The sequence below is a fragment of the Runella sp. SP2 genome (assembly GCF_003711225.1).
Lineage (GTDB): Bacteria > Bacteroidota > Bacteroidia > Cytophagales > Spirosomataceae > Runella.
In genome coordinates this window covers 3,707,771-3,726,265 of the sequence record NZ_CP031030.1, presented here as the reverse complement: position 1 = coordinate 3,726,265, position 18,495 = coordinate 3,707,771, and the positions used below count along the sequence as shown (strand labels likewise).

The window sequence follows — 18,495 nt, the reverse complement described above, 5'->3', positions numbered from 1 at the left end:
TATCCATGTGCTTGGTGAAAATATTGTTTTTAATTCGGATTTATTGTGATGATATTAAATATTTATCAACAATGAAATTTATATAATGCAAAAAATAATAAAAAATAGTTTTATAAAAATATGTGTATTGAATTCTTTTTAATGAAGTATATAAAATAATTTTAATGTGTTATTGGTCAAAAATAAATTTGTTTGTTCTATGCGTAATTTTACTCATTCCCGTTTTTTGAAAACACCTTTGTTTTTTAGGGGAAAATGGTTTTATTTAAAATGTGCTATTTTTTCATGCTTCTTTTGGTTCTGTGGTACGTCTATTTTAATTGCACAGACATTTTCCGCCACTGGCCTTCCTGCTGGTATTCCTGATGGAGGAGTTATTTCCAAGACAATTACTGTGTCAGGGCTTTCTGGAACGGTTGCTGATGCCAATGAGGTGCAAGTAAGTTTCGCCATTAGGCATAAATGGGCGGGGGATATTAAAATTGGCATCATTCCTCCAGGTGGTTCAGAAATTACCATTGTAAATACGATTGGAACTCAATGTTACAGTAATTCCGATTTTGTAAGTGCAAATGTCATTACAATCAGCCAAAATGCTACCAATCAACTTCCTAGCCAGAATAATATTACTATTCCTGGCGGTACGTTTTTACCATCTTCGTGTAATACGAAGCCCGTAGGTACTTTAGCATCTTTGGTGGGGGCTACCCGAAACGGTGATTGGACGATTAAAGTTTATGACGTTGAGACAATAGAAGCGGGACAGCTGCATTCGGCATCTATTACAATTGGTAATTCTCAATGCGACCCACCAAAATTTACCGCCCCAACCGTTGTAAAATCAAAATGTGATAGTCCAACGGGTATTATCATTGTAAATACTACAGTGGCAGAGGGTTTAGAATATACTATAAACGATTGGGCTAGTTGGCAAAGCAGTGCTACATTTGAGGGTTTAGCAGCTGGAAATTATACCCTCAAAGTACGTTTACAAGATAATAAATCTTGCGAAGCTACTTATGAAAATAATCCAGTTGTGGTGTCTAACTATCCACCACCTACTGTCAGCGCATCCATCACAAGTATATGCGTTGGCAGTACAATTACATTGAGTCCTACCAGTGGAGGTGCTTGGGTGAGTAGCGACAACAGCAAAGCGACTGTGAGTAATGCGGGAGTAGTGACGGGTATATCGGCAGGAAGTGTGACATTTACCTTCACAGAAACAGCTACGGGCTGTAGTGCTACGACAAGTAGTGTCATGGTAAATTCCTTACCTATTGTAAGTACACCCACTGAAACTGTATGCGCAGGTAGTACAATTACATTGAGTCCTACCAATGGAGGTACTTGGGTGAGTAGCGACAACAGCAAAGCGACTGTGAGTAATGCGGGAGTAGTAACGGGTGTATCGGCAGGAAGTGTGGCATTTACTTTTACAGAAACAGCTATGGGCTGTAGTGTTACGACAAGTAGTGTGACGGTGAAGCCGCTCCCCACGGCAACAATTACAGGGGACGCTACGGTTTGTAAGGGAAGTCTCTCCCACACAATTACTTTTATAGGAGCATCAGGTACGGCTCCATATACTTTTACTTACAAGTTAAATGGAGGAAATGAATTTCAGATAACTACTGAGAACGGTACTAATGTAGCAAGTATAGACGTACTTACGACGGCGGTAGGGACGTTAGAATATAGTTTAGTTAGTGTAAAAGAGGGTTCGCCGAATGCTTGTAATCAAACTCAAACAGGTAGTGCAGTAGTGACAATACAGGGCAAACCCACAATTGTACTGAATACGTTACAACAAACGTTAAACGAAGGTAATACACAAGTTTTTTGCGATACAGATGCGAATCCAGTGAACGGTTTGCAGTTTACAGTTTCGGGTTTATGTGTAGTGGGAAATCCAGTTTGGCGAGTACAAGTGGGAGGTGGTTCATGGAGCGAATGGTCAGCGACAGCCCCAGTTTCTCAATTATCCAATAACCAACCGCACCGCTACCAAGCGGCCTGTGATGTGAGTTGTCCCGTGACTTATACGTCACCGATTGAGTTGACGATTAATTACCGTGCTTCGGTTCCTCAGAATGTATCGCTATTGGTGGATGGGGTGACAGTAGCAGCGGGGGAAACCAAAGAAGTGTGTAGTCTGACCAACAGTCCCATTACTTTTACGGCCAATTGTGGTTCAGGGGAAGTAACCTTTTATTCAGTCGATGGTGGCGAATACAGCGCGGGCGCTCCCTTGGGATTGGTTGACAATCAGTTTCATAACTACCGCGTACGCTGCCGTAAATCGGACGGTACGTCATCGTGTGTGGAGAGTGAATCGGGAGTGATGCGGTTAAAATTGGTAGGTATTCCAGCTGCGCCTACTGTATCATTATCGCCAACAACAAGCTGTACCCCCGCTTCAATTTTTAGTGGGCAATCATCGTGCGGGAGCTTGCGGACGGTTTGGTACAATGCCACCACGAACGTTGCATTATCGAGTCTTCCCTCGACGGTTCCAAGTGAGACGACGTCTTACTATGCTCGTTGCCAGACGGAAAACGGCTGTGTGAGTGAAAAGAGTAATGTAGTGACGTTTACGGTAACACCTGTTAATGTAGCGCCGATAGTGACAGTATCGCAAGATGTGGTGTGTACAGGAACAACGGTGACGGTGTTGGCCAACTGCCCAGTAGGAAGTACAACAAGCTGGAACACAGGGGTAAGCACACCAAGTTTTGAGGTGGCATTTAGCAATATCACGAAGCAGAGTTACTGGGCGAAGTGCGTCTTTGAGGGCGGTTGCCAGAGTGCGGAGAGTAATCGTAAAGAGGTTTATTGGCAGGCATTTGTGGTGAGTTTGATTAATATTGGGGAGAGTAAATCGGGGATAAAGAGCAACGACCGCGCGGCGTGGAGTAGTCAGTTTATCACGGCTGATGGCGGCCCAGAGTTAGATCAAAGCACGCAGCAGTCTCCGACGTTGTACTACGTTGAGAATGTGAATAAAATGGCACCACGTTATTGGACGATTCATGCGGATGCGTGTGGATTGGGGACGACGGGTTCGTTGACGTTTGATATGTTGGCCACGCCTGAGATGGGAGTGATTCGCTCCTTCAACACGCACGAGAACAATGCGCCGTACTTTATGTATGCCAATCGCGAGGGTTGGACGGAGTTATATGCGCAAAACCATCCTGCGTATGGATTTTATGAAGATAATGGTTCAGGCGGCAACGTTTATGACGCTGGTTTACCAAAAGGCTTGTACAAGTTGAGTATTCGCTATTGGGACATGAAGGGTTGGGGGAGTATTTATCCCTCAACGCGGAAGCCTCAGGGCAACGTGTTGGCGTACCAAGAATATTGGTTCAGAATCCAGTCGAAAGATGGGGTAGGCGTGGGTGCAGCGAGAGAAATGGCAAATGGGCAAGAGGCAAAAGGCAAAGGGCAAGGGTCGGATAACGGAAAACAGCTAACCGATAAGGGTGTCTTTGCCACTGTTCTCCCCAACCCCGTCACCAACATTCTTCGTTTGAAAGTTCAAGATAGCAAGGGGCAAATGGTGCAGACTTCGTTGACTGATGCAGTGGGTCGTGAGGTGTTGAGCCGCCATTTTAGACCTGAGACGAACACGCACCAAGAGGAGTTTGGGGTGAGTGAGTTGCCAACGGGAATATATTTCTTGCGGGTGAAATCAGAAGCTTTCCAAAGTACTTTAAAAGTTGTGAAGCTTTAATGGGTGAACAGTAGAAGATGTTAGAAACATTGATGAAGGGTCGCTGATAAGTTTCAGCGACCCTTGTTTTTTGAGTTAAATCAGAACTTATATGTCACTAATGAACCTAAATTGTTGTCATAACCGATTTGTCGGTTTCAACGGTTGAAGTAGAGTTTTTGTGTACTGGAAAACGGTGTTTAAGAAGTAATAACCCCGTTTCGTGAAGTTCACAAAATCGGCCTCCTTTCTACTAGCCAGCCTTTTTACTTTTGAAATCTTCCTATGACTGTCTGGCTTCTTACAAAAGTAAACACCTTAGGAAAAAGGCATCTATTTCGATTCATTTTACCCAACTCATTTTTTATTAAACCAATGAACAAAAACATCTATCAAACACTTTGGAGGTGTAGAAATGGTTCGCTACCAAATCTATCCTCCTTAATTCCTCGCGGTAGTTTTGTACTGCTGCTCTTGTTTGGGCTTTTATTCGTTACTGGGACAATGGCCCAAACCTGCATCCAGGTTGCCAGCGCTTGTACAAGCATAGAATCAGGTCAATATGTAAAAAGTGGAGCCAGTTTCTATTCCAGCACGGGAAATGGCAGGATATACTTTCATTCGGACAAAAAGTGGTATATTCGTTCCAATAGTAAAGACATTGCCTACAATACCTCATCATCGGGCGATTTTCCTCCAACAAGTGGATGGCTCTCTTATGGAGTAACATCCTGCGGTGCTGACAACGCTCCACTGGATGTTACAGTGAGTCAAGGTGAGTGTATTGCCGCAGGGCCTTGCTATACCGTTACTACGGATTGTGGTACCATAGGTGGTACCTACAGGGATATTGGGCAAACCTACGGCGGTAAACCTGACATCTATGATGAAGATGGAAATGACATTTATTGGGGTACTGATAGATGGTATATCTTCAGTACATCTGCGGATAGGACTGTTTTTCAAAATTTGAGTACATCAAATACTCCTCCTGTAGATGGCTGGCTACCAATAACAGGACAGGCATGTGCGGGGGCTTCTATCACCGTAGTCCTTAATCCGATTGTCACCTCTTCTGTTTCCATCGCTGCCAATCCAAGCGGAAGCATTACTGCTGGCACGAGCGTCACTTTCACAGCTACGCCCACCAACGGTGGTACTGCCCCGAGCTATCAGTGGAAAAAGAATGGCAACAATGTAGGTACCAACAGTGCCACTTATACCGATACGGATTTAGCCAATGGGGCTAAGATCACTTGTGCAATGACAAGCAACGCTACTTGTGCCTCACCAGCTATGGCTACAAGCAACGAAATTAGCATGACGGTGAGCACTTGTACACCTCCCAGTGTCGCCCCTTCCGTTTCCATCGCTGCCAACCCAAGCGGAAGCATTACTGCTGGCACGAGCGTCACTTTCACGGCTACGCCCACCAACGGTGGTACTGCCCCGAGTTATCAGTGGAAAAAGAACGGCAACAATGTTGGTACCAACAGTGCCACTTATACCGATACGGATTTAGCCAATGGGGCTAAGATCACCTGTGTGATGACAAGCAACGTTACCTGTACTTCACCTACCACAAGCAACGAAATTGTTATGACGGTGAACCCGTGCACTCCTCCTAGCCCCTTCTCTTCAACTTTTTACGAGCAAGTCTCGAATATCACTACTGTGGATGATTTCGACGGTGGAGGGGTGGCCTATGGCAATGGGAAGTTTGTTGCCGTAATGGCCCACGCTTACGAAAGTACAAAAGGGTATATTTTTACTTCAACAGACGGTGTCAACTGGACCAAACAAACACACGCTGCCGTTTCTGTTTCTGCGTATTTCAATGGTTTTCAGAATGTTACCTTTGCTAATGGCCAGTTTGTCGCCGTTGGCGGTAGCCGTTTACTGAATGGAATCGTTCAAACGTCTCCAGATGGAGTGACTTGGACAAATCACTCTGTTCCTCTACAATCTGGCTTGAATGATATCGCTTATGCTAATGGCACCTGGGTTGTTGTAGGAGGAGGTGGATTAGCTAAATCCACAGATAATGGTATTACCTGGACAACAATTTCCCAAAATATTTCCAATGTGGTCTATAGGGGGGTGGCTTATGGCAATGATACTTGGGTAGCGTCTGGCTTGGGTAATGTGGTAATCGCTTCCAATGACCTTATTAATTGGCAGTTGTGGGACGTAACTTCTCCCGATAATCACAGTGTGGACGTTACCTTCGGGAATGGAAAATTTGTAGCGGTTCGTTCGGATGGAAAGGCTCTTACTTCAGTCAATGGGATCAACTGGACTCCTCAAAACACGGGTGCCACCGACTTTCTAAGTTTTATAGACTTCCTGAACGGCGAGTTTATCGTTACCGATGGATACTCTGAAACGCCAGGGGATGTGCTTACTTCTTCTAATGGCATCTGCTGGGCCGGCAAACCGACTAATTTGTCGTTTGGTTTGTTGAACATGACTTACGGTAACGGCATTTATGCGTCTATTAGTAATGATGGTAAAATTTACAGCACCATGTGCAGTACGCCGGTTACTTTTACATTTTCTTCATCCAACACTTGTGTCGAGGGACTCGGGGCTACTCTCAGCCTTGCTGGCTCAGAAATTAATTACACATATCAACTCAACAAAAATGGCAGCCTAGTAGGTGTGCCTTTGGTCGGTACGGGTGCCGAATTAACTTTTAAAGGCATCACTGATTTGGGTAGCTATACCGTCTTGGCAAAGAGCCCAACTGGTAGTTGCAGTGCCACTATGACTGGCACTGTTTCCACTGTATCAGGCGAAGTGCCCGTTATGGGGACCATCGTTCCAGGCTGCGTTGGCAGTCCATCTACCCTATCAGCCACGGCCGTTAATGGTTCCATTGATTGGTACAACGCCAACACAAGTGGAACACTGCTGGGCAACTCGGCCAGTGGAGCTACTTTTAGCGTTAGCCCAACGGCTCCTACTACCTATTACGCCCAGGTCAACGGGGTCACTTTCGGAACGCAGTCTTTTGGCTTTACTGGCGGGATGCAAACTTTTACCGTTCCAGCGGGTGTAACCAAACTTACCGTAGTGGCTAAAGGTGCCAGCGGTAGTAACGGCGATTACAATGGCAGTACTCCTGGAAAAGGCGGTAGCGTTACCACTGACCTTCAGGTAACACCGGGACAGGTGCTGAACCTCTTTGTGGGTGGATTGCCCACGGGAAGGTATGAGGATATTGGTGGCTATAACGGCGGTGGCAGTACAATAAGTACTTATAATGGTGCCGGAGGTGGCGCAACCGACATTCGCATTGGCGGTACAGCCCTTACCAATCGGGTCGTTGTGGCTGGTGGTGGAGGCGGTTCAGGGGATCAAAAAGGTGGTAATGGCGGTGGTCTGATTGGCCAAAGTGGTACGCAGTATAATAATAATGCTAAAGGCGGCGGCGGTGGCACCCAAACGGAGGGTGGTGCTGGTGGATACGGGTATATAGGGAGCGGCTATGCTGGTACTCTTGGTCTGGGTGGTAAAGGATCTGAAGTTGGTGATTATTATGGCCCTGGTGGTGGTGGTGGCTACTACGGCGGCGGCGGCGGTGGCGAGAATGTTAGCGGTTACACAGGTGGCGGCGGCGGTGGTAGCAGTTATACTGACCCCACCCTTTGCAGCAATGTCGTCCATACACAGGGAGAAAATGATGGAAATGGGATCTTGACTCTTACCTGGGGACAAGGATGTATCAGCACGCAGCGGGTAGCCGCCGTAGTGACTCCTACAGCCTCAGTTACCCCCTCGGTGAATATCACGGCTAGCCCAGGAAACAATATCACTCAGGGACAAAGCGTGACTTTCACAGCTACACCTACCAACGGTGGCACAACACCTTCTTATCAATGGAAGAAGAACGGGAACAATGTAGGTACTAACAGCAACCAATACACGGATGCGGCACTGGCCAATAGTGACAAGGTTAGCTGTGTGATGACGAGCAACGCTGCCTGTGCCTCTACAACCCCAGTGACGAGCAACGAAATTACGATGGCCGTGACGCAAGCTGGCAACCTTCCTAATGTCAAAAACATTAGCTCCTTAGTGCTTGGGCCGACAAACTGTCCTGGCAAAGTAACCTTTACTGGAACAGGGGTACGTTTTCTGATTTCTGGGCCAGGTAATTACGACAATATCCTTCCCTATCGAGGTAGCGGCGTCGTTGACAAGCCAGATCTCACTACTGGTACTATTACCGTTCCAGGAACCTATACGATTCAGGTACTTGGCACAGCTGGGCAGCCTGCTTACACTACTACCTTTGAGGTAACGGGTACGGGCTGTCCACTAACAACCCCAGCTGCTGACGTGCCAGTCTCAGCAACTAGACAGGCTCAAATCTCGGCAATGGGCGTTACTATCAGCCCCGTTTCGCCAAGTTATACCATCGCTCAAAGTGTAAAGGTGACTGTGACAGGGGGGACTCCTGGCAACAAATACACCCTAAATCTATATGATAGAGATCCGAATGATCCCGCAGCCAATTTTCTGGACTTGGCTTATGTATCTAACAGTACGGGGAGTACGGGCAATACATTTACCATGCCAGCAGGCCAAACCAGTGGCTGGTTCATCGTCAAATTTGTGGCGGGCACGGGAGTGTTAGGCACAGGTCGAGTATTTGATGTAGAAGAAACAAACGCCTCTAATCCAGTTGATTATGCGAGTATTACTAACCTTGAGATTTTGCCCAAACCTACCTTGGGTTTAACCCTGTCGCCCGCTTCAACCACATATACCGTCGGTCAGCCTATCACGGCTACGGTTACTGGGGGTATCGTTGGAGAAAAGTATGTGGCACTGCTTTACAGTGGTACTCCTAGCAACGATACGGATATTTCACAATATTTGGCCGTAAGCAATGGTCAGGGTGGTGCCAATACCATTACGTGGCAACCCAGTCAGACGTCGGCAGTTTTCTCGTTGAAATTTGAATTAGGAGCCATCGGCACGGGGCGTATATTCGAGGTGAGCAATCCCGATTTTGATCATTTTATTGACAGTTCACCCTTCACAGTAGGTGGTTGTTCGCCCTCCGTTTCCATCACGGCCGACCCAAGCGGTAGCATCACGGCCGGTACAAGTGTCACTTTTACCGCTACGCCTACCAATGGCGGTACCACACCAAGCTATCAATGGAAGAAAAACGGAAACAATGTAGGCACAAATAGTGCAACCTATACTGATGCGGTTTTGGTCAATGGCGATAAGATTACCTGTGTGATGACGAGTAACGATGCTTGTGCTTCCACTCCGACGGCCACGAGTAATGAGGTTACGATGGTTGTAACAAATGCTTGTCAAAATATTACGAACCGTATTTACGTAACTCCAACGGGAACGGGTAATGGTTCTTCTTGGGCCAATGCAACGAGCGACCTACAAGCCGCTATCAACAATGAATGTGGTGTCACCGAAATCTGGGTAGCAGCAGGTACCTATATTCCTGCCAAAGATCCGTCGGGTAATGCGTCACCAACAGACCCACGGGATAAAGCTTTTTATCTAAAAGATGGAATTGCAATTTACGGCGGCTTTGTTGGTACTGAGACTGAGCGTACGCAAAGAAACCCAGCGACCAACGTAACTATTTTGAGTGGTGATATTGGTAACCTAAACGATGCCTCTGATAACTGTTACCACGTAGTTGTTTCGGTTGAAGATGGGCCAAGTACGGTGCTGGATGGACTTAAAATAGCAAACGGAACAACGAGCTCAGTCTCTGCAGGTTCAATTAGAGTAGAAGGGTATATTTTTTATCGCAACAGTGGCGGTGGACTAAATAGTCAAGAAAGTACGGTAACCATTAACAATTGTACTTTTGAAAACAACAGTAGCCCTTATGGTGGAGCGATGTATCTCCTTACTTACAATAACAACTCTCTTATTTCAAATTGTACTTTTATCAATAACAAAGGGACAGGGACAAATCCCGCTGGTGCAGCTGTAGTTATTGATAACTTTGGTGGTAATTCTTCAACGTTTACCGATTGTCGTTTTATCTCAAATACGGGTGCAGTCAAAGGAGGAGCGATCTATTTGTTTTTCAATGGTAGCACTGCTATTGATTTTAAACGTTGTGTTTTTGCTAATAATACAGCAACCAACGGTGGAGCTGTTTACCAAGACAAAAATACAGGTCAAGAGGTTCCTAATTTTGAGAACTGTCTGTTTGTCAATAACCAAGCAAGCCAAAAAGCAGGAGCATTGTATCTCAATTCGTCTGCTGCTACCATTACCAATAATACTATTTATGGTAACTCAACAACGAGTGCAACTGAGACTAGCGGGGCTATTTATGCTCCCAATGGAGTGACGATTAGCAATAGTATTTTGTGGAATAATACCTCTGCTGCTGGCGGAGCCCAGCAACAGATTGATTTTGGTACTTCTACGCCTACAATCTCATACAGTATTGTACAAGGTGCTACGATAGTGGCGGGTACAGGCAATTCAAATGCCAATCCGTTGTTTGTGAATACAAGTGATCCTGACGGAGCAGATAATCTCTATGCAACTATCGACGATGGTTTAGCCTTAGGAGGTTGCTCACCAGCCCTTAACACTGGAAATAATGCCAAAGCAACTGCTACGTTGGATTTACTTCAAAATGTTCGTATCCAACATACGAACGTTGATATGGGAGCTTATGAACGAGTTACCTTGCCAGATTTTGTAACTCCATCGGTAATGATTGCTGCCAATCCAAGCGGTAGTATCACTGCTGGCACAAGTGTGACTTTTACCGCAACACCGACCAACGGTGGTACAACGCCTACCTACATTTGGAAAAAGAATAACGTAACAATTCCGAATGAAACAGGAGCAACTTTAACGACTACTACGTTGGCCGATGGAGATAAGATTAAGGTTGAAATGACCAGTAGTGATGTTTGTGCTTCATCAGCGATGGCTACGAGCAATGAGATTACGGTGGCAGTCTGTAGTTTGCCGACAGCCTACAACGTCACAGGCGGCGGCCCTTATTGTGCAGGCAGTGGCGGTTCGGTGGTAGGTTTGTCGAGTTCACAAACAGGTGTGAATTACCAACTCAAGAAAGACAACGTGAATGTAGGCAGTGTAGTAGCAGGCACAGGCAGTGCTATCTCGTTTGGAAATCAAACGCAAGCGGGACTCTATACGGTAAAAGCGACGACTGTCACGGGAGGCTGTATAGCGACGATGAGTGGTAATGTGGTCGTGAGCGTAGTAGCGCAGCCTGTGGCCTACAATGTCACAGGTGGAGGTAGTTTCTGCCAAGGCGGCTCAGGGGTAGTTGTAGGCTTGAGTGGTTCGGAAACTGGGGTAAGTTACCAACTGAAGAAAGGCGGTGTCAATGTAGGCAGTGCTGTAGCAGGGACAGGTTCGGCGATTTCGTTTGGCAATCAGTCTGTTGCAGGCACCTACACGGTAGAAGCCAAAAAAACGGGCGGTGCCGTCCCAGCGCGGATTGGTGTGGGTGCAGCAGCGCAGCCCAGTACGGTAACGTGTACGCAAGCCATGACAGGTAGCGTGGAAATAACGGTGATTAGTTTACCGACAGCCTACAACGTAACAGGCGGTGGCGCGTATTGTGCAGGCGGTATCGGTTCAGCGGTGGGCTTGTCGAGTTCGCAAACAGGTGTGAATTACCAACTCAAGAAAGACAACATGAATGTAGGCAGTGTAGTAGCAGGAACGGGCAACGCTATCTCGTTTGGAAATCAGACGCAAGCGGGACTCTATACGGTAGAGGCAACGACCGCCACGGGAGGTTGTGTTTCGAGTATGTCAGGCAATGCGGTCGTAACAATCAATACCTTACCCTCATTATTTAGTGTCACAGGCGGTGGCAGTTTCTGCCCAGGTGGCTCGGGCGTATTGGTAGGCTTGAGCGGTTCGGAAACTGGGGTAAGTTACCAACTGAAGAAAGGTGATGTGCTAATAGGCAATGCTTTGAGTGGCACAGGCAGTGCTATATCGTTTGGGAATCAGACAGATGTGGGCACTTACACGGTAGTAGCGACCAACACGATTACGAGTTGTACGACTTCGATGACAGGCAGTGCATCGGTGACTAATTACGCCTTGCCGACGGCAGTTGTTAGTGGTACTTCGTTAGTTTGCAAGGGCGGTTCTGCGGTGACAGTGACGTTTACGGGAAGTAACGGCGTTGCACCCTATACATTTAGCTATCAAGTAAATGGAGGCAGTGTACAGACAGTCACGACAACGGGCGGAAGTGCGAGTGCGACAGTAAATCAAAGTACAAGCACAGAGGGAGTTTATACTTATACGTTAGTAAGTGTGCGTGATGCCAACTGTTCTCAAACTCAGAGTGGTAGTGCGGTGGTTACTGTGCAGACGAAACCTACAATCGTACTGAATACGTTACAACAGACGTTGAACGAAGGCAATACACAAGTTTTCTGCGACACAGATGCGAATCCTGTTAACGGTTTGCAGTTTACAGTTTCGGGTTTATGTGTAGTGGGAAATCCAGTTTGGCGAGTACAAGTGGGAGGTGGTTCATGGAGCGAATGGTCAGCGACAGCCCCAGTTACCCAATTATCCAATAACCAACCGCACCGCTACCAAGCGGCCTGTGATGTGAGTTGTCCCGTGACTTATACGTCACCGATTGAGTTGACGATTAATTACCGTGCTTCGGTTCCTCAGAATGTGTCTCTGTTGGCGGACGGGGTGACCGTGGCAGCGGGAGAGACGAAAGACATTTGTAACATCGAAGGCAATGAACTGAACTTCAAAGCGACCTGCGCAACGGGAGAAACGGTGGTTTATTCGGTGGACGGAGGCGAGTACAGCGGAGTTGTACCGACGCAGTTGGTGGATGGCAATTACCATAATTATCGGGTACGTTGTCGTAAGTCGGACGGTACGGCATCGTGTGTAGAGACGGAATCGGGTGTAATTCGTTTGCGCATTACAAGTTTGTCTCAAGTACCTGTGGCAAGCCTGAATGTGACGAGTGGTTGTGGAACGCCATTATCTTTCAGTGGCAGTACAAGTTGTGGAAGTTTGACGACCATCTGGTACAATGCTTCAACCAACGTCTCTCTGTCAACGCTTCCCGTCCAAACGCCGAGTGAAACGACGTCGTACTACGCTCGTTGTCAGGCCGAAAATGGCTGTTTGAGTGAGAAGAGTAATGTAGTGACGTTTACGGTGATACCAGTCCATGTAGCGCCTTTGGTGACGGCATCGCAAGATGTGGTGTGTACAGGAACAACGGTGACGGTTTCGGCCAACTGTCCAGCAGGAAGTACAACGAGCTGGAACACAGGGGTAACTACGCCAAGTTTTGAGGTAGCATTTAGCAACGTAACGAAGCAGAGTTACTGGGCGAAGTGCGTTTTTGAGGGCGGATGTCAGAGTGCTGAGAGTAACCGTAAAGAGGTATCTTGGAAGGCATTTGTGGTGAGTTTGATCAACATTGGAGAGTCTAAGTCGGCGACAAAGATTAACGACCGCGCGGCGTGGAGTAGTCAATTTATTACTGCCGATGGCGGGCCAGAGTTAGATCAAAGCACGCAGCAGTCTCCGACGTTGTACTACGTTGAGAATGTGAATAAAATGGCACCTCGTTATTGGACGATTCATGCGGATGCGTGTGGACTGGGGACGACGGGTTCGTTGACGTTCGATATGTTGGCGACGCCTGAGATGGGCGTGATTCGCTCCTTCAACACGCACGAGAATAATGCGCCCTACTTTATGTATGCCAACCGCGAGGGTTGGACGGAGCTATACGGCCCCAACCACCCCGCGTATGGTTTCTACGCCGACAATGGTGCGGGAGGAAATGTTTATGATTCAGGTTTACCAAAAGGCTTGTACAAATTGAGTATTCGTTATTGGGACATGAAGGGTTGGGGAAGTATTTATCCCTCGACGCGGAAGCCTCAAGGGAATGTGCTGGCGTACCAAGAATATTGGTTCAGAATCCAGTCGAAAGACGGGGTAGGCGTAGGCGCAGCGAGAGAAATGGCAAAAGGCAAAGTGCAAGGGTCGGATAACGGAAAACAGCTAACCGATAACGGAGCCTTCGCCACTGTTCTCCCTAACCCCGTCACCAACATTCTGCGTTTGAAAGTGCAAGACAGCAAGGGGCAAATGGTGCAGACTACATTGACTGATGCTGCGGGTCGTGAGGTGTTGAGTCGTCAATTTAGACCTGAGACGAACACGCACCAAGAGGAGTTTGGGGTGAGTGAGTTGCCAACGGGAATGTATTTCTTGAAGGTAACCACGCCTGACAAACAGGCAACCTTGAAAGTGTTGAAAATTCAGTAATAAAAGACCGATTTAGCTGTCGAATACAGACAACTAGCAGTACAGAAACGGGCGATTCCCAAGGCGGGAGTCGTCCGTTTTTTTATGTCGTTAGTAAATTTTACGAAGCGATTTTACAAAGCTAGCTAGTTAGAATCGATTAAATTTTCGTTATTTTGAATTTGAAAGTGAACCCGAAAATGAGATTTTGGATTTTTCTGTTTTTTCCTTTTTCGCTGCTTGCCCAAACCAACGGGTGGCAAGAGATTACTATTTCTGACGGTCTCTCACAGGGGATGATTTATGACCTCATTCAAGACCGCCAGGGCTTTTTATGGTTTGCCACGAAAGATGGATTAAATCGGTACGATGGTTATAATTTCAACGTTTTTACTCATAATCCTTACAATCCGTTTAGCATTTCGGGAAATACCTGTACTGCCTTACTGGAAGATACCCAAGGGCGAATTTGGGTGGGTACCCAAAAAGATGGTTTGAATCTCTATGACCCTCAAACGCATCGGTTTTATCACGCCAATATCATTGATAAACAGCTTACCAATGCAGGGAATTATGAAATTTCTTATCTAAAAGAAGATAAAGCTGGCGCGATTTGGATTATTACAAGTCAGGTAGGAAAGCTTTTTAAAATTATTCCCAAGCAATTTTACCCTCCACAAAACGACTTCTCCGATTGGGTTCAAACTGTTTCGGGCGGCGTTCCGTCGGGCGGCGTTCCGTCAAAAAAAACAGCAGTCCCCGATTTTGTATTTGATAAAACAAGCATCGAGTTTAGGTATTCAGAAACTATTTATCAATCTGAACCGGAATTTTTATCCATTAAAAACGTAAAAACTGACGCGCCATGGGCAAATGTGATTCGAGATGCGGAGAAACGATTTTGGTTCTTAGGAACGGATGTGTTACTCTGTATTAAAGGGACTTTTGTTAAAAAAATCACCTTTAAAACTCCTTCAAACCAGCGAATAGTTGTCAATATTTTTCAGGACGGCACTATTGCCATCTGCAACCAGAAATATGTATGGATTTTCAAAGTCAATGAACTTCTCCAATTAAATGAACTCACGCCGCAAAATGCCTTTGCCCAACTGCCGCCCGAAAAAGACATCATTAACCAATTATTCAAAGACCAAAATGGTAACGTATGGGTAGCTACCGGCGGATACGGACTGCTCAAGTTTAATCCGCGCATCAAGCAATTCCACTCTTTTCTGCCTCAACACTCCCCTTCTTCGCTTTATCAGGACCAGCAGGGAAGGGTGTATGTACACGGTAATTACCGCCCATCTTACCATTTTTATGAATTGGATAAACTGGCAAATAGGCTAAAGCCTATTTCCAATGTGACCTACGTATTTACGCAGGGTCATGATGTTCTGCTTCAGGACAAACACAACGATTTCTGGTTGCTAGGTCGGGTAGGGACTAAAGTCAACCGAAGTTTGAAGAAATATTCGGTTGATTGGCAGTTAATCAAGGAGTATCCTCTCCCTCCGCTCAACGAATTGAAAAGCGGAAGTTTTAAGCTCTTGCAAGACAGTGCAGAAAATATATGGATTGGCCATACGGAAGGGAACTTGATAAAATTTAACCCCACAACTGAGCAGTTTCAAGTTTTCAGCTATCATTCACTGTTGCCCAAAAGTGGTGCCGCTGTTGAAACATTTGCTTTGTATCAGGACAAGCAGCATACGCTGTGGATTGGTACGCAAAAAGGACTTATTAAGGCCGAACATCCACAAACCTCTCCTGTCTTTTCACTCTATAAAAACAGCAAAACCGACCGCCGTAGTTTGAGTGAAGATTTTGTTTCGGGAATGATAGATGACCCATTTCTTCCTGACAAGTACCTGTGGGTAAGCACCAAAGGAGGTGGTTTGGAGCGTTTGAATAAGCAACTTGGGATATTTGAACATTTTACCGAAGCCCAAGGGTTACCCAATAAAGTCGTCTATGGTATCTTGGAAGGAGAAGATAAAAGCCTGTGGGTCAGTACCAATCGAGGTATTGCACGGCTAAACCCAAAATCATTGATTTGTACTAATTTCAATAAATCAGACGGGTTGCAGGATGATGAGTTTAACACCAATTCGTATTTCAAAGCGCCTTCGGGCGAGTTATTGTTTGGAGGGGTAAACGGTGTTACGAGCTTTCGCCCATCGGCCATGGGAAGCATACAAAAACCGCCAATTATTAAAATCATCGGATTAAAAGTAAACAATAAAGCCGTAGTTCCAGGCGATGACAACAATATTTTGGAGAAAGCCATTGAATTTTTGCCTTCGCTCCAACTGGCTCATGACGAAAATCAGGTTAGTCTTGAATTTGGCATCATGGACTTTAGCAATCCCGTTAAAAATCGATTTCGCTATCAACTGGAAGGAATTGATGGCAATTGGGTAGAAACGGGTACTACCCGATTTGCCAATTTTACGCAGTTGCCAAGCGGGAGCTATACTTTTCGGGTGCAGGGAAGTACCAACGGAGAAGTCTGGAGCCAGCCCATTGCGTTGGAGATTCGGGTTAACCCGCCTTTTTACCGTACTTGGTGGGCTTACTTGTTGTACCTGAGTGTTATTTCCTACGTCATTTATCGGGTGTATCAAAATCAGTTGAACCGCTTTCGATTACAGGAAGAAATACGTTTTAAAGACAAAGAAACCGAACGTCTGGCTGAACTCGACCAATTGAAAACGCAGTTTTTTACCAATATTTCGCACGAATTTCGGACGCCCCTCACCTTGATTTTGGGGCCTATGGAACAAATAGTAAAGGATTACGCCCGAGATACTCGCTTTCCGATGATGCAACGCAATGCACAGCGTTTGTTGGAATTAATCAATCAACTGCTGGATTTAGGAAAACTCGATGCCCGTCAAATGCAGGTTAATCTTCAACCGGGCGACATTGCGAGGTTTATCCAGTTGTTGGGGAGCTCCTTTCAATCGCTGGCAGAAAACCGAAGTATCACGTTCTTGATTCATCAAAATCAGCCAAAAGTCCTCGCCAATTTTGACGCCGATAAAATGGAGAAAATCATTATTAATTTGCTCTCCAATGCGTTTAAATTTAGCGAAAATGGGGGGCGTATTGAGATGTCTGTAGAATACAGCTCTCCCATCGGGGGCGGGGGGACGGGGGCTGTAATTACCATTTCGGACAGCGGCATTGGCATTGATCCTGAGAAATTGAATAAAATATTCGACCGCTTTTACCAAATTGACAGTTCTACAAAACGTAATTACGAAGGAACGGGCATTGGTTTGGCGCTGGTCAAAGAACTAGTCAATCTCTTGAAAGGGACTATTCAGGTGGAAAGCCAACAGGGCGTAGGCACCACTTTTAAGGTAACAATACCTCTTGTCCCTCTTGCCGATTCATCAGATTTATCTACTGAAGAAGTGTTGAACAGATTTGGCACTAAAACAGAAACGATTGAAAAAAGAGCAATAGAAAACAGCCAAGAATCCTCCTTAGGAAATGATGAGCCTCTTTTACTCATTGTAGAAGACAACGATGATTTAAGGGCTTACATTCGGACGGTCTTTGAAGAGGCTTACCAAGTTATTGAAGCCTGCGATGGGCAGGAAGGACTCGAAAAAGCCACTGAATTTGTACCTGATATCGTCATCAGCGATTTGATGATGCCCCGCATGGATGGATTTGAGTTTTGCAAACAGCTAAAATCCAACGAGAAAACCAGCCACATTCCTGTGGTCATGCTGACGGCCAAAGCTACGTTGGAAGATCGTCTTGAAGGCTTCGACTTGGGGGCTGACGAGTACCTGGTTAAACCCTTCAATGCGTCCGAAATCAAAGCCAGAGTTCGAAATTTGATTAAGATTCGAGAAAAACTCAGGGAACTGTTTCGCCAAGAAGTGATTGAGTTGAAACCGACGGAAGTGAAGGTTAATTCCATGGATAAGGTCTTTATCCAAAAAGCCAAAATGGTCATCGACAAACACATTTCGAAAAGCGAATTTGACGTAGTTCAGTTTGCCGAAGAAATGAACATGGCCCCAGTGCAATTGCGACGTAAGCTAAAAGCCCTCACCAACCAAACCGCCATCGAATTTGTGCGCCATTATCGATTGCAGCGAGCGGCCGACCTGCTCACTCAGAAAGCAGGGACAGTCTCCGATATTGCCTTTGGTGTCGGCTTTGAAAACCTCTCCTATTTTGCCCGGGTGTTTCAAGAAAAGTACGGAGTGCTGCCTTCTGATTATCCCGATTAGCCATTGGCCAACAACCCAAAGGAATTCTCTTCGTAGTCCCCAAAAGGGGCTTTTTTTATGCTTTTTGGGTTAGAAAAACGCAAAAAGTCCGAAATGGACTAATAAATGTTCTTTTTGAGCTAACACCTGAATGTCCGAATCAGGCACATTTGCCTTGTTTTTTATAGTAGAAAGCAAGCCAAAAGGAGGAGGCTTAAAACATCGGTTTGACGA

At 46.0% G+C, this 18,495-nt stretch carries 3 protein-coding genes; all 3 read left to right on the top strand.

Features of this window, described 5'->3' with window-relative positions:
- Positions 1 to 199 precede the first annotated feature (199 nt).
- Positions 200 to 3,739 carry a T9SS type A sorting domain-containing protein gene (locus DTQ70_RS14830; protein WP_122931529.1) on the top strand — a complete coding sequence of 1,180 codons (3,540 nt, stop codon included), beginning with the start codon at positions 200 to 202 and terminating at the stop codon, positions 3,737 to 3,739.
- Between the two features lie 354 nt (positions 3,740 to 4,093).
- Positions 4,094 to 14,047: a glycine-rich protein gene (locus DTQ70_RS14825; protein ID WP_164490041.1), complete on the top strand. Its 9,954-nt coding sequence runs from the start codon at positions 4,094 to 4,096 to the stop codon at positions 14,045 to 14,047.
- 179 nt (positions 14,048 to 14,226) lie between these two features.
- Positions 14,227 to 18,282, top strand: coding sequence for a two-component regulator propeller domain-containing protein (locus DTQ70_RS14820; RefSeq protein ID WP_122931527.1), 4,056 nt, complete (start codon positions 14,227 to 14,229; stop codon positions 18,280 to 18,282).
- Positions 18,283 to 18,495 lie beyond the last annotated feature (213 nt).